This window comes from Marinactinospora endophytica (assembly GCF_054780875.1).
Genome location: NZ_BAAGVM010000005.1, coordinates 168,975 through 190,585 on the forward strand (window position 1 = coordinate 168,975; position 21,611 = coordinate 190,585).

General features: G+C 73.5%; 21 protein-coding genes and 1 pseudogene. 11 read left to right on the forward strand and 11 right to left on the reverse strand.

The features are described from left to right. Positions 1-235: 235 nt before the first annotated feature. The gene (locus tag ACYVHU_RS11455) at positions 236-916 is read right to left on the reverse strand and encodes a TetR/AcrR family transcriptional regulator (protein ID WP_498948336.1); all 681 of its coding nucleotides are present in this window, start codon (positions 914-916) and stop codon (positions 236-238) included. 135 nt (positions 917-1,051) lie between these two features. On the opposite strand from ACYVHU_RS11455, the gene ACYVHU_RS11460 reads away from it, so the two are divergent. Together ACYVHU_RS11460 and ACYVHU_RS11465 are read left to right on the forward strand one after the other, a co-directional pair. Next, positions 1,052-1,999, forward strand: a complete 948-nt coding sequence (locus ACYVHU_RS11460) for an NAD(P)-dependent alcohol dehydrogenase (protein WP_498948580.1) — start codon at positions 1,052-1,054, stop codon at positions 1,997-1,999. Between the two features lie 199 nt (positions 2,000-2,198). Then, on the forward strand, positions 2,199-2,381 hold the full coding sequence (locus ACYVHU_RS11465) for a hypothetical protein (RefSeq protein ID WP_078761239.1): 183 nt from the start codon (positions 2,199-2,201) through the stop codon (positions 2,379-2,381). Positions 2,382-2,728: 347 nt separating this feature from the next. Here the strand turns inward: ACYVHU_RS11465 and ACYVHU_RS11470 are convergent, their stop codons facing one another. Next, complete coding sequence (locus ACYVHU_RS11470; protein WP_235000883.1) at positions 2,729-3,700, reverse strand: Gfo/Idh/MocA family protein; 972 nt, start codon at positions 3,698-3,700, stop codon at positions 2,729-2,731. A gap of 238 nt (positions 3,701-3,938) precedes the next feature. On the opposite strand from ACYVHU_RS11470, the gene ACYVHU_RS11475 reads away from it, so the two are divergent. Beyond that, positions 3,939-4,415 (forward strand): nucleoside deaminase, encoded by a 477-nt coding sequence (locus tag ACYVHU_RS11475; RefSeq protein WP_432940447.1) that lies wholly within the window; start codon positions 3,939-3,941, stop codon positions 4,413-4,415. 8 nt (positions 4,416-4,423) lie between these two features. Here ACYVHU_RS11475 and ACYVHU_RS11480 read toward each other — a convergent pair whose 3' ends face one another. The 5 genes from ACYVHU_RS11480 to ACYVHU_RS11500 form a co-directional block, all read right to left on the reverse strand. Beyond that, positions 4,424-4,813: a hypothetical protein gene (locus ACYVHU_RS11480; RefSeq protein ID WP_078761237.1), complete on the reverse strand. Its 390-nt coding sequence runs from the start codon at positions 4,811-4,813 to the stop codon at positions 4,424-4,426. A gap of 60 nt (positions 4,814-4,873) precedes the next feature. After that, positions 4,874-5,452: a DUF4334 domain-containing protein gene (locus ACYVHU_RS11485; RefSeq protein WP_498948338.1), complete on the reverse strand. Its 579-nt coding sequence runs from the start codon at positions 5,450-5,452 to the stop codon at positions 4,874-4,876. Positions 5,453-5,936: 484 nt separating this feature from the next. Continuing rightward, complete coding sequence (locus ACYVHU_RS11490; protein ID WP_078761235.1) at positions 5,937-6,941, reverse strand: NAD-dependent epimerase/dehydratase family protein; 1,005 nt, start codon at positions 6,939-6,941, stop codon at positions 5,937-5,939. Continuing rightward, positions 6,938-8,893 (reverse strand): ABC transporter ATP-binding protein, encoded by a 1,956-nt coding sequence (locus ACYVHU_RS11495; protein ID WP_498948340.1) that lies wholly within the window; start codon positions 8,891-8,893, stop codon positions 6,938-6,940. The genes ACYVHU_RS11490 and ACYVHU_RS11495 overlap by 4 nt, the downstream gene beginning before the upstream one ends. A 162-nt stretch (positions 8,894-9,055) precedes the next feature. Beyond that, the gene (locus tag ACYVHU_RS11500) at positions 9,056-10,063 is read right to left on the reverse strand and encodes an ArsR/SmtB family transcription factor (RefSeq protein ID WP_498948341.1); all 1,008 of its coding nucleotides are present in this window, start codon (positions 10,061-10,063) and stop codon (positions 9,056-9,058) included. A 95-nt stretch (positions 10,064-10,158) separates the two neighbouring features. On the opposite strand from ACYVHU_RS11500, the gene ACYVHU_RS11505 reads away from it, so the two are divergent. After that, the gene (locus ACYVHU_RS11505) at positions 10,159-11,376 is read left to right on the forward strand and encodes an MFS transporter (protein WP_432940457.1); all 1,218 of its coding nucleotides are present in this window, start codon (positions 10,159-10,161) and stop codon (positions 11,374-11,376) included. Positions 11,377-11,540: 164 nt separating this feature from the next. Here ACYVHU_RS11505 and ACYVHU_RS11510 read toward each other — a convergent pair whose 3' ends face one another. Continuing rightward, positions 11,541-11,765 (reverse strand): hypothetical protein, encoded by a 225-nt coding sequence (locus ACYVHU_RS11510; protein ID WP_078761232.1) that lies wholly within the window; start codon positions 11,763-11,765, stop codon positions 11,541-11,543. A 177-nt stretch (positions 11,766-11,942) separates the two neighbouring features. Between ACYVHU_RS11510 and ACYVHU_RS11515 the strand changes: the two genes are divergently transcribed. From ACYVHU_RS11515 to ACYVHU_RS11525, 3 genes are all read left to right on the forward strand, one after another. Next, complete coding sequence (locus ACYVHU_RS11515; RefSeq protein WP_498948342.1) at positions 11,943-13,109, forward strand: sensor histidine kinase; 1,167 nt, start codon at positions 11,943-11,945, stop codon at positions 13,107-13,109. Next, a complete protein-coding gene (locus ACYVHU_RS11520; protein ID WP_078761230.1) occupies positions 13,106-13,792 on the forward strand; it encodes a response regulator transcription factor in 687 nt (228 codons plus the stop codon). Before ACYVHU_RS11515 ends, ACYVHU_RS11520 begins: the two co-directional genes overlap by 4 nt. Positions 13,793-14,185: 393 nt before the next feature. Continuing rightward, positions 14,186-15,088 (forward strand): DUF4158 domain-containing protein, encoded by a 903-nt coding sequence (locus ACYVHU_RS11525; protein WP_498948582.1) that lies wholly within the window; start codon positions 14,186-14,188, stop codon positions 15,086-15,088. Here ACYVHU_RS11525 and ACYVHU_RS11530 read toward each other — a convergent pair. After that, positions 15,022-15,639, reverse strand: coding sequence for a TetR/AcrR family transcriptional regulator (locus ACYVHU_RS11530; protein WP_078761228.1), 618 nt, complete (start codon positions 15,637-15,639; stop codon positions 15,022-15,024). The two genes, ACYVHU_RS11525 and ACYVHU_RS11530, sit on opposite strands and share 67 nt — an antisense overlap. Positions 15,640-15,782: 143 nt before the next feature. On the opposite strand from ACYVHU_RS11530, the gene ACYVHU_RS11535 reads away from it, so the two are divergent. Further along, positions 15,783-16,979, forward strand: coding sequence for a DUF418 domain-containing protein (locus tag ACYVHU_RS11535; protein WP_078761227.1), 1,197 nt, complete (start codon positions 15,783-15,785; stop codon positions 16,977-16,979). Here the strand turns inward: ACYVHU_RS11535 and ACYVHU_RS11540 are convergent. Next, positions 16,958-17,275 (reverse strand): dihydrofolate reductase family protein, encoded by a 318-nt coding sequence (locus ACYVHU_RS11540; RefSeq protein ID WP_078761226.1) that lies wholly within the window; start codon positions 17,273-17,275, stop codon positions 16,958-16,960. The genes ACYVHU_RS11535 and ACYVHU_RS11540 overlap by 22 nt on opposite strands. On the opposite strand from ACYVHU_RS11540, the pseudogene ACYVHU_RS11545 reads away from it, so the two are divergent. Further along, positions 17,244-17,540: pseudogene (locus tag ACYVHU_RS11545) on the forward strand (hypothetical protein); the annotation flags it as partial. The gene ACYVHU_RS11540 and the pseudogene ACYVHU_RS11545 overlap by 32 nt on opposite strands. 8 nt (positions 17,541-17,548) lie before the next feature. On the opposite strand, the gene ACYVHU_RS11550 reads toward ACYVHU_RS11545, so the two are convergent. After that, entirely contained in the window at positions 17,549-18,316 is a 768-nt protein-coding gene (locus ACYVHU_RS11550) for a GOLPH3/VPS74 family protein (RefSeq protein ID WP_235000881.1), read from the reverse strand. A gap of 668 nt (positions 18,317-18,984) precedes the next feature. Here ACYVHU_RS11550 and ACYVHU_RS11555 point away from each other — a divergent pair. Then, positions 18,985-19,779, forward strand: a complete 795-nt coding sequence (locus ACYVHU_RS11555; RefSeq protein ID WP_498948344.1) for an SDR family oxidoreductase — start codon at positions 18,985-18,987, stop codon at positions 19,777-19,779. Positions 19,780-19,846: 67 nt separating this feature from the next. Beyond that, positions 19,847-20,527, forward strand: a complete 681-nt coding sequence (locus tag ACYVHU_RS11560) for a pentapeptide repeat-containing protein (protein ID WP_432940465.1) — start codon at positions 19,847-19,849, stop codon at positions 20,525-20,527. The last annotated feature ends 1,084 nt before the right edge of the window (positions 20,528-21,611 follow it).

Below are 21,611 nucleotides of genomic sequence, written 5' to 3' on the forward strand. Positions count from 1 at the left end.
GCCACTCGCTCGTGGAGCGCATGCCACAACCGCGCAAGAGCCGGAGCCGCTGGCGGGGTCTCGCCTCCCGTTCCCCCATGGGCCGGGACGGGAGGCGCCTCCCAGCGCCTCCCCCGCGATCTTTGGCGGCCCCGTCCGGGAACCGCCCGCTGCCCACGACGGGTCACCCCGCCGTCCGCGTCGCGGTCTGTTCCAGCATCGCGGCGCAACCGTCGCGCCGGACCGTTGCGCGTGCTCAGGAGGCGGAGGGAGCGTAGACCCGGCGTAGCTCCAGCGGGGCGGGCCGGGGCAGTGGGGTGCCGTGGTCGGCCTGGAAGGACTGGAGAAGGTAGGCGACCAGGCGCCGGGAGGCGGCCGGGGCGTCGTCTCCCGCTCCCTCGATGACACCGCAGTTGGCCAGGAGCACCAGGGCGATGTCGCCGAGGTGGAAATCCGCGCGCAGCTTCCCCGCGTCCTTGGCGCGCTGCACCAGCCGGGCGAGGAGCTCCTCGATGTGCCCGTGGTCGTGGCCTGCGGCGTCGGGGAAGTGGGAGAGGAGAGCGCTGGTGAGGCCGCGATCGGTGGTCTGCATCGCGCCGACCTTCTCGACGAAGGACCGGAATCCGTTCCAGGGGTCGGGGTCCTGCAACGCCTTGTGGAGCTCCGCGGTGCACTGGGCGAGCTGTTCGCCGAACACCTCGGCCATCAGGGCGGCACGGGTCGGGAAGCGTCGGTACAGGGTGGCGATCCCGACGCCGGCCCGTCGGGCGATCGTCGTGAGGGGCACGTCGATCCCCTGTGCGGCGTAGGCCTCGCGGGCGGCCCGGAGGATACGTTCGCGGTTCTCCCGGGCGTCGGAACGCAGTCCGTTCGCCGTGCCCCCCGGGTCGAGGCGGGCGGGACCGTCGGGTGGGTTCTGAGGGGAACGGACGCTCATGTCTCTCACTTTAGGAGAAATGGAAGAAGCTCTCCGGTTGGCCCGTTAGGTTGGAGACAAGTGGAGACCCCACTATCACTTGGACCGTCGCCCTGACGTGGCGCGGAGGAAAGGTGGGACCGGTACATGGACGAGATGCGCGCGGCGTTGTACGACCGCTATGGCCCGCCCGAGGTTCTCTACGAGGGCAGGCTCCCCGTGCCCTCGCCCGAGCGTGACGAAGTGCTGGTCCGGGTCCACGCGACCAGCGTCAACGGAGTCGAGCTGCACGTCCGCTCCGGACGGCCGCGTCTGCCGGCCGGCCGCCGCTTCCCCAAGCGGGTGGGAATTGACTTCGCCGGCGAGATCGTCCGGACCGGCGCCGGGGTGCGCGGGTTCGGGGAGGGCGACCGGATCTGGGGCATCCTGCCGCGCGGCCGGTTCGGCAGCGCGGCCGAGTACGTGGCCGTCCGTCCGCGACAGTTCTCTCTCGCCCCTCGCAACCTCGCCCTCGTGGAGGCCGCGTCCCTGCCCGCGGGCACGACCGCGATCACCGCCCTGCGCGACAAGGCGCGGCTGAAGCCGGGGGAACGCCTGCTGGTACGCGGTGCCGCGGGCGGGGTGGGCAGCGTCGCCGTCCAGTTCGGCAGGGCGCTCGGGGCCCACGTCACCGCGCTCGCCGGGGCCGCCAACCTCGACTTCGTCCGCGGACTGGGCGCCGACGAGGCCTTCGACTACCGCACGACGCGGCCGGCCGATCTGGCCCCCTTCGACGTGGTCATGGACACCGCCGGCACCGAGCAGTCCCACTACCGAGGGCTGCTGACCCGGGGCGGACGCATGGTCGCCATCGCCTTCGACACCCGGAACATCCCCTCCGGCGCCTTCGCCGTGCTGGCCTCCGCGGTCCACGGCACGCGCAGGATCCGCTTCTTCAGTGGCGATCCCGACCAGGGGCTGTTCGCCGACCTGGCCGCTCGCGTGGAGAACGGGGACATCCGCCACGTCGTGGACACCGTCCATTCCCTCTCCGACATCGCCGCCGCGCACCGGGCGCTGGAGGTCGGTGGCGTGCGTGGAAAGCACGTCGTGCGGATCGGGTGACCGGCGTCCGCGCACCCGAGTCCTCCCCGGCGGTCGGTTCCCGCGGACCGTCGGCCCTCCCGTTCGGGGCTGAGGGACATCGGAACGGAGAACCGCTCTCAGCGGTAGCCCCGGGGCGACCCGACGGTTGAGGATCGCCGCTCATGGGAACCGGTCTCTCAGCCTCAGCCGGCGCCCCGGAGAACAGTAGGATCCCGGCATGAGTGACGATGAGTGGAATCACATCATCCGTTCGGCGAAGCAGGGCGAGTCCGGCCCTTGGGCGTGCCCTGAGTGCGACGAGTGCGCCGTCGAGTCGGGCCAGCGGTTCGAGCAGGGCCACGTGGTGGAGCACACGCTGATGTGCTTCGCCTGCGAGGCGGAGGTCGTCGCCCCTGCCTGAACTCGACCGTACAAGGACACGGCGTCCCTACCAGCCATCACGTGATGGCTGCTCGCCCCCTCCCGCCGCGTAGGGGCACCGGGTCACGCCGGCTTGCCACCGGGCCAGGCCCTCGGGCGAGACCCGGACATGGTGCAGTCCACCGACGTGTCCGCCCCCGTCGACGAGCTTCCCGACCGGGTGCGGGCGGTCGCCGCGACACCTCTCACCTACGTCATCGACGCCGGGCCGTGGCGGACGCGCTCGTCGCCCGGGCCGCCCCCGGCCTCGCGCTCGACCGCGCGCGGGGAACCCGTGGTCGCCGGTTCCGTCTCCCGCGCGGACCACTCACGCGCCCGGCGACCCGCTCAGCCGGTGAGGGAGCGGATCCGGTCCAAGACGTCCGCGACGCGCAGGCTCTCGGCCCAGGGCATCCTCGGGCTCTCCTGGGCCCCGGCACGCACCAGTTCGGTGACGGCCGCCGCCTCGTACTCGAACCCGTTGGCCCGTCGAGGAAAGGACAGCACGCGGGGCTCGCCGCCGCGCGGGACCAGGGTGAGGGAGGTGGGGTTGAACCACTCCTCGATCTCGATGCGTCCCTCGGTGCCGGAGATCACCGCCCGCGCGGGCAGGTCGGTCTCGATGGAGGCCAACAGCAACGCGACCTCTCCCCCGTTCCCGGTCAGGGTGATCGCGACCTGGGAGTCCACGCCGGTGGGCGCGAACTCGGCGCGCGCGTCGATCCCGGCCGGCTCCCCCAGGAACGCGGAGGCGAGGGCGACCGGATAGACGCCGAGGTCCAGTAGCGCGCCGCCGCCCAGGGCCGGCGAGAACAGGCGCGAGGCGGGATCGTAGTCGGCCCGCCAGCCGATGTCGGCGGTGAGGGTGCGCACCCGGCCGATCGCACCGGAGCCGACCAGCCGGACGGCCTCGATCATGGCGGGGGCGAACCGGGTCCACATCCCCTCCATGAGGAACCGGCCGTTGCGCCGGGCGGTCTCGACCATCGCGCCGGCCTGGGCCGCGTCGAGGGCGAGCGGCTTCTCGCACAGTACGCCGCGCCCCGCCTCCAGGCACATCACCGTGGCGTCGTGGTGGGCCGAGTGCGGGGTGGCGACGTAGACGACGTCGACGTCGTCGTCCTCGGCCAGGGCCTGGTAGGAGCCGTGTCTGCGGGGGATGTCCCAGCGGTCGGCGAAACGGTCGGCGGTGGACTGGTCGCGGGATCCCACGGCGACGGCCTCGGCGTCGGGGACCGCCCGCAATCCATGGAGGAAGCGTTCGGCGATCGCGCCGGTACCGAGGATGCCCCAGCGGACCTTGGAGGAGCCGGATGTCACGCCGTCATGGTAGTGCCCACGCCACTTTTTGGGAACGCTCCCATAAGAATGTCCCCTGGTGGAGGCGGTGCCGTCCGACCCGCGACGGGTCCCGGCCGGCGCCCAAGGGGGCGGAGCGCCGGCCGGGACCGACCGTCGCTCCCTTCCGATTCCCCGCCCAGGAGAACTGAACCGGTCACCCGGCAAGAAGTCACCGGCGCGTCCTGGTATACCTCGGTGGACATTCGAGGAGGTCCACATGGTCGACGAGAACGACAGGAAGCACCTGCGCCGCTGCGTGGAGCTGGCCACCGAGGCGCTGGAGGCCGGAGACGAGCCGTTCGGGTCCGTGCTGGTCGGGGCGGACGGCGCCGTCGTGGCCGAGGACCGCAACCGGGTCGCCCTCGGCGACCGCACCCGACACCCCGAGTTCGAGCTGGCGCGCTGGGCCGCCGCGAACATGACCCCCGAGGAGCGCGCCGCGGCGACCGTCTACACCTCGGGAGAGCACTGCCCGATGTGCGCCGCCGCACACGCCTGGGTGGGCCTGGGACGCATCGTCTACGCCACCTCCTCCGCGCAGTTGACGGCCTGGCTCGCCGACATGGGGATCTCCGGCCCGCCGGTCCGCCCCCTGCCCATCGCCGAGGTCGCTCCCGGGATTCCCGTGGAGGGACCGGTCGCCGAGTTCGCCGAGGAGATCCACCGCTTGCACCGGCGCCTGCACGCCCGCTGAGCCCGCCCTCAGCGCACCGGCGGCCACCCTCGGGCGGGACCACTCAGGACACGCAGCGCGTGGCCGAGTGTCCCGATGTCGGCGTCGTCGAGCTCGACCACGACGAATCCGGCTCCGGAGAGGATCTGGGCGAGCGCGACGCGCATCACCGAACGGACGCGGCGCCCCGGCGAGGGGGCCTCCGACTCAAGGCGGTGCCGCTCCTCGGTGGAGGCCACCGCCAGCAGCTCGGGGCGCGGCCACCACTCCAACCGGACCCCGTCGGGGGCCGCGTCCGCGGAGAACCCCGCGCGGTCCTCCCCCTTCCGACGGGGCAGGCCCGCGGCCTCCAGGCAGGTGACGACCCTGCCGGCCAGGCCGGGGTCCCCCAAGGACGGAAACGCATCCGGATCGGTCATGGGAGTGCCCTATCCACTCGGGGGTCCCGTCCACCCCACGAAGCGGGAAAAGCCGGGTCGTCAGCGCGCGCCTTCGGCGGCGACGCGCTCAAGGAAGAACGCGAAGGGGTGGTCGGAGGAGCCGCGGGCGTCCATGAGGCCGATCAGGGTGTTCTCGTCGACGAGGCGGAAGTGGTCGTTGATCGGCTGCGTGTCGTAGGACATGGTCGCGGTGGGCACGCCACGGTACTCGACCATCCGAAGACGCGCGCGCGGACGGGAGGTCCGGCGCAGCCGCAGCACCGGACGCGCCAGGCCGGCCACCTCCGGGCGCCGTAGGAGGTCGCCGTACCTGAGCAGCGGCGACAACGGAAGGCACGACGGGTCGACGCTGAAGCGCCCACGACGGTCCCGAAACACCAGGGGATGGACCTCGTCTGGGCTACGGAAGATCTTCCCGTACCAGCCGAGCGGCTCCAACACCCCGTCGAGGGGATGTCCCGTCGGCAGGTCGCCGCCGCGCCATTCCCCGATGACGTCCTCGATCCTCGCCGGGGCGAGACCGTCGTAGAACCCGAGCACCGCCTCCAGCCCCGGTCCCGCGTCGCGGAGTTCGGGTAGCCGGGCGGCGGCCGTGCCACCGCCGAACCGCTGGGACATCCTCCGTCCTCCTGCCGGAACGGTCCGGTCCCGACCGATGTGACGTCCGACGCGCCTGGGACCGGGATGGACGCGAGCGGACCATGACACGGTTGCCCCCAGAACGGCACGTGAAACGGGCGCCGGCCCTTGAACCGGCCGCGGTGGGCGCGGACGGTGAGGCGGTGCCGCTCGGGCACGCCGGTGGCGCGGTGGACCGTTTCACGACGGCCCTGCGCCGCGCCCTGTGCTCACCCGGCGGTCCCAGCGGGCCCGCGCGGGCGGCGTGGCCGCTCCCCGTCGGGCTGAGCGGGGCGATCTCCCCGGGCTCTCCCGCCACCGCCGAACGATCCGGCCTCCCCAACGGTGCGGGCGACCGTCCCCGTCCCGTGGTGGCCCTCGGCCCGCTGTCTTCCGGCCGGTGGGCTTCGCTGTCGACCGCGCGTGGGGGCCGGACCCGCGTCCGGCCCCTCCCCGCCTCCCACCCGCGACCGGGCACCGTCCCTCAGCTGCTCTGGCGCTCCTCCCAGCGACGGAGCAGCCGCTCCTCGGCCCGCGCGTCCAATCCGACCCGCGGCCGGTCGGACCGCTGCGGAACGGGGCCGTCAAGGTCGCGCAGCCACGCCCAGGTGTCGGCCACGGTCTCGGCGACGGGACGACAGCGCAGCCCTTCGGCCAGCGCCCGGGACACGTCGCCGCGGTGCATCCCGTCGTGGAACTTCCCCGGCGGCATCCAGATGGGCAGCTGGGTCCACGGCTCGACGCCGGAGTCGAGGACGTCCTGCGGTTCCAGCCAGCACAGCCGCGCCTGTGCCCCGGTGACCTGGACGCACGTCTCCAGGAGTTCCCCGATCGTCGTGTGGTCGGGTGGTCCCACCAGGTTGTAGGCGCCGCCCAGCCCGCGCCCGGCCGCCTCCAGCAGCCAGGCGGCCAGGTCGCGGACGTCGACGTACTGCACCCCCAGGTCGCGCGGGCCGGGGGTGGGCACCCGGCCGCCCCGCGCGATCCGCGACAACCACCACGGAAGCCGGCCCACGTTCTCGCGTGGGCCGAGGATCAGCCCCGCGCGCGCCGATAGCGCCCGCTCCCCGAAGAAGCGCTCGACGGCCAGTTCCCCGCCCCGCTTGGCGTGCGCGTAGTCCACCTCGCCGGCGTCGGGGGAGGAGTCCACGACCGGGGCGTCCTCGGCGGCGCCGGCCGGAGGCGGGAAGGGGTGCACCGAGCGGCTGGAGACGTAGACGTAATGCCCCACCCGGTCGCTCAGCAGGCGGGCCGTGTCACGCACCGCCGACGGCGCCCCCGACCAGGTGTCCACGGCCACGTCCCAGCCACCGGTCGACAGGGCGGTGAGACCGCCCTCGACGGTCCGGTCGCCGCGCAGCACCTCGACACCCGGCGGCGGGGCCTGGCGTCCGCGGTGGAACACCGTCACCTCGTGTCCGCGGGCCAGCGCCTCCTCCACGACGGCCGGGCCGAGGAAATCCGTTCCGCCCAGGATCAGAACTCTCATGCCGGCGATTGTGCCCGGGCCCTTCCGTCAGCAGAAGGGTTTCCTGCTGTCGGCAGAATCGCGGGGCCGGACGCCTCACCGGAGGCCCTCCCCTCCTGGGCGAACTGGGTCCGGTGCAGCTGGGCGTACCTGCCGTCCGCGGCGAGCAGGGTCTCGTGGGTGCCGCGCTCCACGATCCGGCCCCCCTCGACCACGAGGATCAGGTCGGCGGATCGGACGGTCGAGAGCCGGTGGGCGATCACCAGCGCGGTACGCCCCGCCAGCGCCTCCCCCAGCGCCTCCTGGACGGCCGCCTCCGACGTGGAGTCCAGGTGCGCGGTGGCCTCGTCGAGGACGACCACGCGCGGCCGGGCCAGCAGCAGCCGGGCGATCGTCAGGCGCTGGCGCTCCCCTCCGGACAGCCGGTAGCCGCGTTCGCCCACGACGGTGTCCAGCCCGTCGGGCAGCGAGGCGACGAGGTCGTCGAGGCGGGCGCGGCGCAGCACCTCCCACACCTCCTCCTCCCGCGCCCCGGGGCGGGCCAGCAGCAGGTTCTCCCGGATCGTGTCGTGGAAGAGGTGGCCGTCCTGGGTGACCATCCCGACGGTGGCGCGCATGGACTCGGCCGTCACGTCGCGCACGTCCACACCGCCGAGGCGCACGGCGCCGGCGTCGACGTCGTACAGCCGGGCCAGTAGTTGCGCGATCGTCGACTTCCCCGCCCCCGAGGAGCCCACCAGCGCCACCATCCGGCCCGGTTCGACGCGGAACGACACGTCGTGCAGGATTTCCTCACCGCCGCGCGCGTCCAGTGTGGCGACCTCCTCGAGCGAGGCGAGGGAGACCTTGTCGGCCGAGGGGTAGCCGAACCGGACCGCGTCGAACTCCACCGACACCGCACCGTCGGGGACCGGGCGCGCGTCGGGCCGCTCCCGGACCAGTGGTTCGAGGTCGAGGACCTCGAAGACCCGCTCGAAGCTCACCACCGCGCTCATCACCTCCATCCGGGCCCCGGCCAGCTCGGTCAGCGGCGCGTACAACCGGGTGAGCAGCAGGGCCAGGGAGACCACCGCCCCGGCGTCCAGGCCCCCGCCCAGGGCGTAGAAGCCGCCCAGCCCATAGACGCAGGCCAGGGCCAACGACGACACCAGCGTCAACGCGGTGACGAACTTCGTCTGCGCCATCGCCGTGCGCACCCCGATGTCGCGGACCCGTCGGGCGCGCTCCGCGAAGGCGGCGGACTCCTCCTCGGGACGGCCGAACAGCTTGACCAGGGTGGCTCCGGGGGCCGAGAAGCGCTCGGTCATCCGCGTGCCCATCCGCGCGTTGTGCTCGGCGGCCTCGCGTTCCAGGGCGGCCAGCCGCCTGCCCATCCGCCGCGCGGGCAGGACGAACAGGGGGAGCAGCAACAGCGCGAGCAGGGTGATCCGCCAGGACAGCCCGAGCATGACGACCAGGGTGAGGGCCAGGGTGACGATGTTGGCGACCACGCCGGACAGCAGGTCGCTGAACGCCCGTTGCGCGCCGATGACGTCGTTGTTCAACCGGCTGACCAGCGCGCCGGTGCGGGTCCGGGTGAAGAAGGCGACGGGCATGCGCTGCACATGGTCGAAGACCGCGATGCGCAGGTCCAGGATGAGCCCTTCGCCCAGACCGGCCGACAGGCGGCGGGTGAGCAGCGTGAGGCCGGCCTCGGCGAGCGCGATCAGCGCGATGAGGGCCGCCAGGGCCAGGACCAGGCGTGCCGGCCCGCCGCTGACGATCACGTCGACCACCCGCCCCGCGAGCAACGGGGTCGCGACGGCCAGCACCGCGGTCACGACGCTGAGCAGGAGGAACCAGGACAGCAGTCGGCGGTGCGGCCGGGCGAACCCGGCGATGCGCCGCAGGGTGGCCCGCGAGAAGGGGCGCCGGTCCTGTTGGGCGTGCATCGCGCCGTACATGGCGTTCCAGGCGGTCACTTCCATGCTCATCGGTCTCACCGGACTTCCCCGTGTCGGCGGCGCCGTGGCGGCGCCACCGCCGGCCCCGGTGGCCGGCGGTACGCGAGGACGATAAGACCTCAACTTAGGTCGAGGTCAAGGAGCGCGGTCCGACCCGGCCGCCAGGGGGCCTCGGCGCCGCGACAGGCGCCTTCAGGGGCGAACGCCGGTATCGCCACCGGCGGAGCCGCCGTTCAGCAGGGCCTGGCCCAAGGGGGTGCGCGCGTAGAACACGCGGCGCCCCACGCGCCGGGTCTCCAGCAGTCCGGCGTCGCGCAACGCGGTCAGATGTCCCGACACCGCCGCGGGGCTGAGCCCGTGGGCGTGGGCCAGCGCCGTCGTCGTGGCGGGCTCATCCAGCGCCGTCAGCAGCCGGGCCCGGGAGCGGCCGATGAGCCGGGCCAACGTCCCCGGCGGCGGGTCGGCCTCCTCCCTCCACAGCCGTCCCACCCCGCGCGCGGGATAGGCCAATGCCGGCTGCCAGGGCGGCGCCATGATGGGGGTGAGCTCGGGCCATAGGAAGGCGCTGGGCATCAGCACCAGCCCCTCTCCGGCGAGGATCCGCTCGGTGTGCTCGGGCCCCTCCACCAGCAGCGCCTCCCCCTCGCGCCGGACGTCTGGATGCAGGTCGGCGAAGAGCCGGTCCAGCCCCCCTTCGGCCAGCGCCCGGGATCGCACCACGATGTCGTCTTCCAGCAGCGACCGGACCCGCCCCCACCAGGGCCGGACCAGCCGCTGCCAGCAGGCGGCCAGCAGGTCGGCGAGCCGGTCGCGGGTCGCCGCGGGATCGGCCAGCAGTGGACCGCTGACCCGCGCGGCCAGTCCGCGCCGCGGATCCAGCAGGCAGGCGCGCAGCTCCTTGTCGACCTGCTCCGGCGGGGTGGCGCGCACCCGGGCGATCTCGTCGGCGATGTCGGCGACGGGCCCTTCGGGCACGGGGGTCAGGAAGTCGGGGACGAAACCGGGCCGGGGTAGCAGCAGTCGCAACGGGGCGAGGTCGGATCCGGCGTGGGCCTCGACGGCCCGGGCCCAGGGAAGATGGTAGGAGCGCCGCTGTGGCGTGCCGAGCGTGTGGACGGCGGCCAGCGTCTCCCACAACGGGGAGACCGCGAAACGGATCCGCATCAGGTCCTCGGTGCCGGGAAGGAAGCGGCCGGCCACTGCTCTCCCATCTCTGGACGGTCCGGTGCGCCGGACGATTCGAGCATAAGTGAATCAATGGTGGGACTCGGGACGTTCCAGTCACGCTCGGCGGCATGAACGCTCCCCCGTCCACCCCCGCCCCGCCATCCGCCTCCTACCGGAGCGTGCTCGCCGTCGGCGAGTTCCGGGCCGTCTTCGCCGCCGAGATCCTCGCCGTGCTCGGCCAGGTCGCCGCGCAGCTCACCCTGTCGGTGCTGGTCTACGGGCGGACCGGCTCGCCCCTGCTGTCCGCGCTCGTCTTCGCCCTGGGGTTCCTGCCCCACCTGTTCGGCGCGGCGCTGTTCTCATCGATCACCGACCGCCTTCCGGCCCGCCCCCTCCTCGCCGTCACCGCGCTGGTCCAATCGGCCACGTTGGCGGCCATGGCGATCCCCGGTCTGCCCATCCCGATCTTGCTGCTGTTGCTGCTGCTCAGCGGGACCATCGCGCCCCTGTACCAGGGAACCCGCGCCGCGATGCTGCCCGACGTGCTGCCCGGTGACGGTTATCCCCTGGGCCGCTCCCTGTTGCGCATGGCCGGCCAGACCGCCCAGATCGCGGGCTTCGCCTTCGGGGGCGCCCTCCTGGCCCTCGTCGGCCCGGCCACGGCCCTGCTCATCGGGGGCGGGGCGCTCGCGGTGTCGGCGCTGCTGATGTGGACCGGCGTCCGGCACCGGCCCGCCCGCGGGAGCGGAGCGGGACGCTCGCTCACACGCGAATCGCTGGCGGGCGGCGCCCGGGTGCTGCGCTCCCCCGAGTTGCGCCGCCTGCTCGCGCTGTCATGCCTGCCGCCCGCCCTGGCGGTCACACCGGAGGCCTTGGCGGTGCCCCTCACCGACGCCTCCGGCGGCGGTCCGGCCCAGGCGGGGATGCTGCTGGCGGCCCTACCGGTGGGGATGATCGTCGGCGAGCTCACGGCGGGCTCCCTGCTGTCGGCCCGGACCCGGGCGCGTCTTGCCGTGCCGATGGCCTTCGGCGTGTTCGCGACGATGCCGCTCTTCCTGTTCGCGCCGGGCACCACGGCCACGGTGCTGCTGCTTCTACCGTGCGGGCTGGGCTTCGCCTACACCCTCGGTCTGGACCGGCTCGTCCTGGACGCCACCCCCGATGAGGCGCGGGGCGCCGTGCTGACCCTGTTCTCGGCCACCACCATGGTGGCCCAGGGACTGGGCTACGCGGCGGCGGGCGCCCTGGCGGAACTGCTGCCCTCGCACATGGTGGTCGCCGTGGCCGGCGTGTGCGGAATCGCGGTGGTGGCCCTGGCCGGACGGCGCCCACGCCGCGCGGGCTGAACAGCCGGATTCCGGCCGTGGCCGGCGGCCGGGGCGCGCGGGCTCGCCGACACGGGGCCCGGCGCCGGACGGCGCCTCCCGCGTCCCACCCGTCCCTGGAAAGGGCCGACCGCCGGCGGTTCCGCGGGAGCCGACAGGCGCGCCCGTGTCCGGTGGCCGACCCCTCAACGCCCCGCCCGTCCGCCCAGCACCATCACCACCGCCCCCAGCAGGGCCAGGCCCAGGTTGGCGTAGAGCGCGTGGTCGGCGAGCACCTCCACGCGAGGGACGACGAGACGGTTGAACACGTTGAGGAAGCCGAGGAACGGCTGGACGGCGAGGTGGTCGATCGTCCCGCTGATCCCCATGAGAACAAGGACGAACCCCGCGGCCTCGATGACTTTGCGCATGCTGCGACGGTAGGCGACGCCCTCGGGGGAACGGATCGGTCGTCAGGCTCCCCCGACAGGAGGATGGTGTCCGTCCCGCCGCCCGCATCGTGACGGAAGTACCGGGCGCGCCGACTTCGGTACCGGACCCGCGCCCATCGGCCCTCCACCGGCGGGGGACGCGGATAGCTTCGGGACATGGACGGTTCCGCGCCTGGGGCCGCGCTGAGGCGCCGCGGCCCGCGAGAGTGGTGGGTGGACACCTGCCTGTTCCTCTTCGCCCTGCTGTGGGGGCTGGTCATGTCCGCGATACGGCTGGACCAGGAGGACGTGCCCACGGTCGTGCCGGGGTGGCTGTTCAACCTCGACCAGCTCACCGGGGTGGTGGGCTGCGCGCTGGTGTGGCTGCGACGTCGCCACCCGGTCGGGGTCCCCGTGATCCTGGTGGTGCTGTCGTCCTACTCCGAGACGGTGGCCGGCGTGATGCTGGTCGGCCTGTTCGCCGTGGCCGTCCACCGTCCGCCGCGCACCAGCCTTCTCGTCTTCGGGTTGAGCCTGCTGGCCGCGGTCGTCTACGTCGTGGTGCGCCCCGAACCCGGCCAACCCCCGTTCCTCCTGCTGTGCTTCGGAGCCGCGCTGCAGGGCGCGGCCTTCGCCTGGGGGCTGGCCGTCCACCATCGACGCCGGCTGGTGCTGTCACTGCGCGAACGCGCCGAACGCGCCGAGGCCGAGGCGTGGCTGCGCGCGGAACGCGCCCAGCGCCGGGCCCGCGACGAGATCGCCCGCGAGATCCACGACGTGCTCGGCCACCGCCTGTCCCTGCTCAGCGTGCACGCCGGAGCCCTGGAATACCGGCCCGACGCCCCGGCCGAGGACATCTCCCGCGCCGCCGGGGTCATCCGGGAGAACGCCCACCAGGCGTTGCAGGACCTGCGCGAGGTGATCGGGGTGCTACGCGCGCCGGTCGGGGGCCTGCCCCAACCCACCGCCGAGGGCATCGAGGAGCTGGTGGAGGAGTCACGGCGCGCCGGCATGGAGGTCGGGCTGCGCGGGCGACCGCCGAGGGAGGTCCCCGAACGGCTGGGCCGCACCGCCTACCGGATCGTGCAGGAGGCGCTGACCAACGCCCGCAAGCACGCCCCCGGGAGCCGGGTGGAGGTGGGCGTGGCGGGCACGCCGCGGACCGGTCTCACCGTCGAGGTGGTCAACACCGCGCCCGCCACCGTCCCGGACCCCGGCGACGGGCGGGGACAAGGGCTGATCGGACTGGCCGAACGGGTCCGCCTGGCCGGAGGCGACCTGTCCCACGGCCCCACCGCGCAGGGGGGATGGAAGATCACCGCCCGGCTACCCTGGCCGTCATGACCGGCGAACCGCCTCCGACGCCCATCGACGTGCTCATCGTCGACGACGACCCGCTGGTGCGCGCGGGACTGACCATGATGCTGGGCGGCGCGCCCGACATCCGCGTCGTCGCCGAGGCCGGCGACGGCACCGACGTGGTACCGCTGGTCGACCGGCACTCCCCCGCTGTCGTGCTGATGGACATCCGCATGCCCCGGATGGACGGGCTGGCCGCGACCGAGGCGCTGCGCGGCCGTCCCCACGCTCCCGAGGTCATCGTGTTGACCACCTTCGACGCCGACGCCCACGTCCTGCGCGCGCTGCGGGCCGGCGCGGCCGGGTTCCTGCTCAAGGACACCCCTCCGGCCGAGATCGTGGCCGCCGTGCGCCAAGTGGCCCGCAACAACCCCGTGCTGTCCCCGGCCGTGACCCGTCGCCTCATCGCCCGCGTCGCCGAATCGGACACGGACCGGCGCCGCTCCCGCGCCCTGGACCGCCTGTCCCTGCTCGGGGAGCGTGAACGGGCGGTCGCGGTCGAGGTGGGCCGGGGGCGCTCCAACGCCGAGATCGCGGCGGAACTGCACTTCAGCGTCTCCACGGTCAAGACGCACGTCTCCGCCGTCCTGACCAGGCTGGGGCTCAACAACCGCGTCCAGATCGCGCTGCTGGTCCACGACGCGGGACTGCTGGAGGACCGGGAGTGAGCTTACGGCCGGAGCGGGCGTCAGGGGCAGCGGTCGTCTGCCGGCACAGCGGTCTGCGGCCCCGTTCCGCCCTGGCCTCCATCGACCGGCCCGCGCCCCCGCGATGGGGGTCGAGGAGGATTGCCACAGGATTTAGCGGTAGAGCCGTGACCTGGGCGACGGTTCGGTGACGAGGCCGGTTTGTCCTGTTCGCGGCCCCTACGTTCGTGGCCATGCCGCATGAACACCTCTCCGAAGACCAGATCGCCCGCTACGGCCGCTTCCCCGACGAGCTGTCGGCGGCCGACCTGGAACAGTGCTTCCGCCTGACCTCGATGCGCTGGCCCTGGCCTCCCGCAAGCCCACCCCCCGCCACCCGGCTGGGGTGGGCCGTGCAGCGGGGGCACCGTGCGCATGCTCGGCGCCTTCCAGGCCGACCATCCCACCCGCGTGCCCGAACGCGCCGTGGCCTTCGTCGTCGACCAGCTCGACGTCGACCCGGGCCGCCTGGAGGAGTACCGCACCCGGGTCCAGACCGCCTACGAGCACGCCTGGCAGATCCGCGACACCTTCGGCTACCGCGAGTTCTCCGCCGGGGAGGAGGACCTGTGCGCCTACCTCGCGGCCCGGGTCTGGGCCGGCGAGGAAGGCCCCCGGGCCCTGTTCGGCCGGGCCGTGCTCTACCTGCTCGAACACCGAATCCTGCTGTCCGGCCTGACCGTGCTCTCCCGCCTGGTCAGCCAGGTGCGCAAGGCGGAGAACGCCCGCCTGGTGGCGGCCCTGGAGGCCGGCCCCACCCTGACCCTCCGCGAACGCGCCGCCCGGCCGGCGAGCACCGCGTGCGAGTACCTCGGTGAACCCGCCCACGCGGGACGTCCCGGTGTGGCCACGGGTGGTCGGCAGCGCGCCCACCTCGACCAGCTCGTGGCGCGCCTGCCCGACCTGGCCGCGCACCTGGAGAACAGCAGGTGTGGACCGACGCCCACACCGAGGCCGCCCGCCACCGCGTGGCCGAACGGTTGCCGTCCGCCCCTCAGACCCTCCAGCACATCGCCGAGGCGCTGCGCGCGCCCGCCACCTGCGGCCCCCGGCCGACGCCATCACCACCCCCGACCACGACGCCGGGGCCGAGCCGGAGCCGCCGCGCTGCCAGCCCCCCGGTTGTGGTGCCCCGCTGCCCCCCGCCCGAGCCCGGCCGGGTGCGCCGCTACTGCTGCGCGGCCTGCCGCCGGCGCGCCCGGCGCGGCGGGTCAGTCGCCCCCGGGCGGCGGGCCCAGCGCGGGCAGGATCGCATGGTCCACGACGGCGTCGATGTAGGCGTCGTCGGGCAGCTCGGAGTGGTCCATGCGGTACTTGACGACCAGCGCTTCCCCGATGTCGAGGACGACCGGGGTGAGCCGCGCGGGGGCGATGGCCCCGTGCGCCACGTAGTGGCGCAGGACGGTCTGGGTGAACCCGCCGCCGCGCTTGCCGAAGACCCGGGCGTACACGGCCTCGACGAGTCCGGGGTTGCGGTCGCGCGCGGTGACGACCTCGGCGACCGCGCGCGCCCCGACGGTGGTCATCCAGTCGCGCATCATCCGCAGCGCCCGCACCAAGTCGCCACGCAGGTCGTCGGACGACGGCGAGGGCTCCTCCTGCGGGAACACCCGGAGGAAGGCGTCGATGAGGATCTCCTCCGTCGAGGACCAGCGCCGGTAGAGGGAGGTCTTGGCCGTGGCCGCCCGGCGGGCGATGCCCTCCATCGTCATCCGGTCGACGCCGACCGCCAGCAGCTCCTCGATCGCCGCCTCGTGGATGGCGCGCACCAGCTCCTCGCCGCGCCGCCGCGTCGCACCGGGCCGCCGTTCCCTGCCGTCGTCACTCACTCGTCCGCCACCCTTAGGATACGTTTCCGTTTCTTATGATGCCATCTTGAGATACGCGCCCGTTTCTTATGGTGCTATCTTAGCTACGCAAGCGTTTCTTATTCCCGTCCGCCGTCCCGCGGACCCCGGAAAGGTACCCCCGCATGCCTCCCACATCCGTCGCGGCCCCGCCCGGCGCCGTGACCGCCGCCGAGCGATCCCTCGCCCCCGACCTCGCCCGCGGCGTCATGCTGTTGGTCATCGCAGTCGTCCACGCCCACATCCTGCACACCCTCGCCCACGGCGGCGCCGCCCCGTCGGGCGTGGCCGACACCGTGACCACCGTCGTCGTCCTCGCGTTCGGCGAGGGCCGCGGCTACCCGATGTTCGCCGCCCTCTTCGGCTACGGACTCGCCAGCGTGTACGCGCGCCGGACGGCCCGGGGCGACACCTGGCCGGCCACCCGCTCGCTGATCCGCCGCCGCGGGCGCTGGCTCTTCGTGTTCGGCATCCTGCACACCCTGCTGCTGTTCTTCGGCGACATCCTCGCCGTCTACGGCCTCATCGCGCTGTTGTTCGCCGGGATGCTGGTCCGCAGCGACCGCCGCCTCCTCGTCTGGGGCGCCGTATGGGCGGTCGCCGGAACGGGCGTCTACGCGCTGGTCAACAACCTGCTGGTGGCCGACGTCGAGGGCGCCACCCAGGTCCTGGCGCACCCCCTGACCGACATCGCCACCCGGGCGATGACCTGGCCGGCCATGGCCCCGCTGCTGCTCATCACGTCGGTGTTCCCGTTCCTCGTGGGCGTCTGGGCGGCACGCCGTGACGTCCTCACCGCGCCGGAACGGAACCGCGCGCTGCTCGCGCGGACGGCCGCCGTCGGCATCCCCGTCGGCGTCGTCGGCGGCCTGCCCTACGCGCTCGTCTCGGCCGGTGTGTGGGCCGCCGGACCCGGGACGGCGACGGCCACCGGGTGGGTGTTCATGCTCACCGGCTACGCGGGCGGGTTCGGCTACGCCGCCCTCATCGCCCTCGTCGCGGCCCGGATGGGCGCGCGGCGCGGCCCGGTGGCGACCGCGCTCGCCGCGTGCGGGGAGCGGTCGATGACCTCCTACCTGCTCCAGTCGGTCGCCTGGATCGTGCTCTTCGCCCCCTACATGCTCGACCTCGCGGTGCGCGTCAACGGGACGGCGGCGGTCGCGATGGGCGTCGGCGTCTGGGCGGCGACGGTCGTCCTCGCCGACGTGCTGCGCCGGGCCGGGATCCGCGGTCCCGCGGAGTCGGCGCTGCGCCGCCTCACCTACGGCCCGCGGCACAGCGCCCGCGGGGCGGCGGCCGGTCAGCCGGCGGCGCGCCGGTAGGCCAGGTACACCACACCGGACCCGAACACCCGGGTCTCCCGGAGGTCCAGCCCGTACCCGCGCTCCAGCGGCGGGAAGAGCGGGGTGCCGCCGCCCAGCACCACGGGGTGCACGAACAGCCGGAACTCGCCGACCAGGCCGAGCCGGAGGAACGACGCCGCCAGCCTCGGCCCGCCGAGGTCCATGTCGCCCCCCGGCTCGGCCTTGAGCCGGGCGACCTCGCCCAGCAGGTCGCCCCGGACCAGCCGCGCGTCCCAGCGCAGGGCCGGGGAGGCCGCCGCCCAGGACGTCGACACGCTCTCGCGCTACGGCGATGCCAAGCGGCTGGCGCTGGTGGCGTGCCTGCTGCACACCGCGCGGATGCGCGCCCGCGACGACCTCGCCGAGATGTGCAAGCGGGTCGCGGCCAACCTCAAGCGCGCCAAGGCCGAGCCGGAGGACATCCGCGTCCGCCGGCGCGAGGTCTCCGAGCGGCTGGTCGGCACCTACCGTGGGGTGCTGGAGCACCTGGACCCCCACGTGGCGGGCGGCGCGGGCGCGGAGCCGGCCGCGCGACGCGCGGGCCGGGGCTACTCACCGCCGCCGCCATCGCCGCCGTCCCCGCCACCGGCACCACTCCGCTTCCTGGAGGGGATGCTCATGGAGAGCACGGTGCTGGTGTCCCTCACATCCTCCGGCAGGGCCGTCACCGCCCCGACCCCCCGGGCGCGGTCGAGTCGTTGGCGCGTGCTCAGGGACAAGCCCAGGTCCTCGTTCAGCTCGGCCTCGTCCACGAGGTCCAACAGGAGCAGCGTGCGCTCGTCCAAGGGGATCCGTTCGCCGGTGGCGGCCCTGAGCCGGCTGACCAACATGGCGCGCACGGCGACGTCCGGATAGTGGTGTCCGTCTTCCCCGGGGACGAAGCCGGGATGGTGGAACAGCAGGTTGCGTTCGACCAGCACCCTCCGATGCAGGCGGAGCGCTTCGCCGCCGCGCTGCCGAAGCCATGTGCGCAGGCGTATCGGCCCGTTCCGGGAGGAGGCCGCAAGGCGCTCCAGTTCGGCCAGGAGGCCATCGGCCCAGGCAAGGCCGGTGGGGGCGAGGTCCAGCAGATGGATCCGGCCTAACGTCCTGCCGGTCGTGAAGTAGACCTCGAAGCCGAACAGCCGGCCCTTCCTCTGGGGAGCCACCCGCAGTCTGCGGCGCAACGCGAGTTCGCCGAGTTCGGCGGCCGCGCAGCCGATCGCGGTCTGGTGGGGGTCGTGGACGTCCCCGTGGCGGTGATGGGAGAGAAGGAGGAACTCCTCGGGCAGGGAGAGCTGAGGTGGGGCGGGCATGGGCATCGGACTGTTCGGCATCGTCTCGTCCTCGCTGGTCTGTGGTTCCCATCGCCGTCGCCGTTCCGGGGTCACGTAGTGGGCCACAGCAGTACCATCCAAGCCGTCCGGCCCCCAGGAATACAGAGCCGAACCGGCCTTGGGAGCATTGCCGTTGCGGAGAAGGAATGTCCCGCCGATGAACAGGTCCGGCGTCGTCGGCGCCAGGGGGAATAAGGACGAGCACGGCGCGGGACGCGAACAGCGCGGTGCCCTTGACCGGCCCCGCCGCGTTCCTGCCCTCCGGGCGGCCCGTCCGTACAGCGGGTGGGGTGTGTCGGCGCGAGACGCCTGTCGTCGAAGGGGAAAGGAGCCCGGAGGCGTCTAGGGCCGCGACGAGTCCGCTTCGCCGGCGTCCGGGGACGGCGGACTCACCAGGTGGAACCGGCCGCGAGGCGGTCGACGCCCGCGCGGGAACGATGGCCGTTCGCCACGCCCTCCGACAGGCCGTGCGCAGGCGGTCGACGCCCGCGCGGGAACGATCCCGCCGAAGGCTCCTTGACCACCGAGGTCTCATCGGCCTGGACAGATCGCCGTCACGGCCGTGGGATCGGTGACGGCGCGGCGGCTCTGGGAACACGGCGGGGAGTCCCGCCCCGCGCCGGCAAAATCGGTTGCCTCGCGCAACCGGGCGCTGCACGATCACGGGCATGACCGCTGATCACGAATCGACGGTGGCCGCACCGTCCACCACCGCCCGTCCTCTCGCGTTGGTCACCGGCGTGGGACGCACCGTCGGCATCGGGGCGGCCATCGCCCGCCGCCTCGCCGCCTCGGGCTGGAACATCGCCTTCAGCCACTGGGCGCCCTACGACGCGCGCATGGCCTGGGGCGCCGAGGCCGGCGCGACCGAGGCGATCGGGGCGGGGCTCGCCGCGCACGGCGCGGCCTTCTCCGCGATCGAAGGCGACCTGTCCGACCCGGACACCCCCGAACGGATCTTCGACGAGGCCGAGCAGCGCCTGGGCACGGTCAGCGCCCTGGTGATGTGCCACTGCGAGTCGGTCGACTCCGGCCTGCTCGACACCACCGTCGAGAGCTTCGACCGTCACTTCGCCGTCAACGCGCGCGCCACCTGGCTGCTGGTACGCGAGTATGGACGGCGCTTCCGCGGTCCCTTCGGCAGCGGCCGGATCGTCGCCTTGACCAGCGACCACACGGTGGGCAACCTCCCCTACGGGGCGAGCAAGGCGGCCCTGGACCGCATCACCCTGGCCGCCGCCCACGAGCTCGCCCACCTCGGTGTCACCGCCAACGTCGTCAACCCGGGCCCCGTCGACACCGGGTGGATGACGGAGGAGGTGCGTGCCGCCTGTCTCGCGGGAACGCCGCTGGGCCGCCTGGGCACGCCGGAGGACACCGCCCACCTCGTGGACTTCCTCTGTTCCCCCGAGGGAGCGTGGGTCAACGGCCAGCTTCTGAAGAGCAACGGCGGGTTGGACTAGGCCCCCCACCGGGGCCGTTTTCTGCGCCCTGCCGGTTCCCGGTGGGACGCGCCGTTAGGGTGACGCCATGCAGGCCCCATCGACGCGGAGTTCCGCACCGCTCCGCCACCCCGCGCGCCCCAGGATCCCCTCTCGGCTCGCCCAGGCCCTCCTTCCCCGTGACGGCCTGGGAAACGAGAGCAGCGCGTCGTCCTTGGAGTACGGACCGGTGGACCTCTCGGGACGACAGGCGTGGGCGGCCGAGTTCGAGGCGTGCCGCTTCGACAGGACCGATCTGTCCGGAAGTGTTCTGCGCGGCGCGCGGTTGGTCGACGTCGAGATGCGCGGCGTCGACCTGGCGGGGACGGATCTGCACGACGGCGCGCTCACCCGTGCCGCGGTCCGCAACTGTCGTCTGACCGGCGCGTCGTGGGCGGGAGGCGGGTTCCGCGAGGTGGTGTTCGACGGGTGCCGGGGTGACCTGGCCTCGTTCCGGTTCGCCCGCCTCACCGGCGTGCTGTTCCGTGACTGCGATCTCCGCGAGGTGGATTTCCAGGGGGCCCGCCTCTCCCGTGTCCGCTTCGAGGACTGCGACCTGAAGGGCGCCCGCTTCGACGCGGTCGAGGCGGCCGGAACCCGCTTCTCCCGTTGTGACCTATGGGGGCTCTCCGGCGCCGTGAGCCTCAAGGGCGTCGTCGTGGACGACACGAGCGCGCCGGCGTTACTGCACGCACTGGCGTCGGCCATGGGGATCACCGTCGAGGGGTGAGGGACCCCGCCACGGCCGTCCCCGGTCTCGCCTCCATCGAAAGTGCCAGGCGTTTCTCCAGCTCAGGAGGGATGTACCAGAGGCAGGGAGGCGAGATCCTGAAGGTGGCTCTTGGGGCCGGACGACAGAACGGGGGAAGGACATGCGCAGGACCATCGCGGGAGTGCTGCTGGCCGTCGCGGCCACGGTGACGGTCACCGGTACCGCCGGGGCCGGTGACCGGATCAGCGGCCTCTCCCAGTTCGACAGCCGTTAGGCGTCAGGAGCGCGGCCTCGGAGGGGATCCGGGGCCGCGCTCCTCTGCCGTGCGGCCGGGGCGTGGACGCCGACGGGTTCCGCGAGCCGGCGTGTCCTGCCCGGCGCAGGCCTGTGCCCTGTGGAACCGCGGCGGGAGGTGGGGAACCGGGGTTTCCCAGAGGGGGCACGCTTCCCTGTTCGGGGAGTCGAGGCGCGCGAGACCGCCTCGAACCCGTCCACCTCGGCGTGCAGGGGATGGCTCCCGCGCCACGGACGCGCGTCGGGGCCGCTCCCCGGCCCCGACACCTGAGCGGATCCGCCACGCCCGCGCCTTCCTCGCCCACCCGCTCGGCGTGAACCGCTCCCCCTGGACGAGCGCGTCCCCGAACTGTCCGGGCCACGCCGTCCCTCCCTCGCCAAGGTGACGATGCCCGGACTTCTCAAGAGGGGCCGGTCGGCGCGGGTGTGGAGATCGCGGTGCTCGTCGAACCCGGTCGAGCCGGGCCCGGCGACCTGGAACGCGGCGGCCAGGGCCGTACCGACCCTCTACGACCACCAGTGCGGACACGTGGCCGTGCCTACCGGAGGCCGCGTCGAACCATCAGACGGTGGTCGCGCCATGGAACCCGGCCACCACGGCGCGCGGTAGACCCGGGCCATGGCCCACCCGGGGTTCGGGGACCACTCGACAACGGCTCACTGGATCAGGTCGGTGTGCGGATGCCCCTCGCCAGGGAAAGGATGGTCCGCGCCCGGGAAATTCGGGCAGACGTAGAGCTGTAGGCGGTCGCCCCTGGAGACCTGGACCCCGGGCGGGTTCGATTCGCCGCTGCTGTCGAGCGCGGCG

What these genes read in the sequence shown, in the direction of transcription:
- ACYVHU_RS11560 (WP_432940465.1), top strand. Translation starts at nt 19,847, where the DNA reads ATGCAGGCCCCATCGACGCGGAGTTCCGCACCGCTCCGCCACCCCGCG.
- ACYVHU_RS11480 (WP_078761237.1), bottom strand. Translation starts at nt 4,813, where the DNA reads ATGACCGATCCGGATGCGTTTCCGTCCTTGGGGGACCCCGGCCTGGCC.
- ACYVHU_RS11455 (WP_498948336.1), bottom strand. Translation starts at nt 916, where the DNA reads ATGAGCGTCCGTTCCCCTCAGAACCCACCCGACGGTCCCGCCCGCCTC.
- ACYVHU_RS11510 (WP_078761232.1), bottom strand. Translation starts at nt 11,765, where the DNA reads ATGCGCAAAGTCATCGAGGCCGCGGGGTTCGTCCTTGTTCTCATGGGG.
- ACYVHU_RS11485 (WP_498948338.1), bottom strand. Translation starts at nt 5,452, where the DNA reads ATGTCCCAGCGGTTCGGCGGTGGCACGGCCGCCGCCCGGCTACCCGAA.
- ACYVHU_RS11525 (WP_498948582.1), top strand. Translation starts at nt 14,186, where the DNA reads ATGCTCGGCGCCTTCCAGGCCGACCATCCCACCCGCGTGCCCGAACGC.
- ACYVHU_RS11490 (WP_078761235.1), bottom strand. Translation starts at nt 6,941, where the DNA reads ATGAGAGTTCTGATCCTGGGCGGAACGGATTTCCTCGGCCCGGCCGTC.
- ACYVHU_RS11465 (WP_078761239.1), top strand. Translation starts at nt 2,199, where the DNA reads ATGAGTGACGATGAGTGGAATCACATCATCCGTTCGGCGAAGCAGGGC.
- ACYVHU_RS11505 (WP_432940457.1), top strand. Translation starts at nt 10,159, where the DNA reads ATGAACGCTCCCCCGTCCACCCCCGCCCCGCCATCCGCCTCCTACCGG.
- ACYVHU_RS11550 (WP_235000881.1), bottom strand. Translation starts at nt 18,316, where the DNA reads ATGCCGAACAGTCCGATGCCCATGCCCGCCCCACCTCAGCTCTCCCTG.
- ACYVHU_RS11475 (WP_432940447.1), top strand. Translation starts at nt 3,939, where the DNA reads ATGGTCGACGAGAACGACAGGAAGCACCTGCGCCGCTGCGTGGAGCTG.
- ACYVHU_RS11535 (WP_078761227.1), top strand. Translation starts at nt 15,783, where the DNA reads ATGCCTCCCACATCCGTCGCGGCCCCGCCCGGCGCCGTGACCGCCGCC.
- ACYVHU_RS11520 (WP_078761230.1), top strand. Translation starts at nt 13,106, where the DNA reads ATGACCGGCGAACCGCCTCCGACGCCCATCGACGTGCTCATCGTCGAC.
- ACYVHU_RS11460 (WP_498948580.1), top strand. Translation starts at nt 1,052, where the DNA reads ATGCGCGCGGCGTTGTACGACCGCTATGGCCCGCCCGAGGTTCTCTAC.
- ACYVHU_RS11555 (WP_498948344.1), top strand. Translation starts at nt 18,985, where the DNA reads ATGACCGCTGATCACGAATCGACGGTGGCCGCACCGTCCACCACCGCC.
- ACYVHU_RS11495 (WP_498948340.1), bottom strand. Translation starts at nt 8,893, where the DNA reads ATGAGCATGGAAGTGACCGCCTGGAACGCCATGTACGGCGCGATGCAC.
- ACYVHU_RS11515 (WP_498948342.1), top strand. Translation starts at nt 11,943, where the DNA reads ATGGACGGTTCCGCGCCTGGGGCCGCGCTGAGGCGCCGCGGCCCGCGA.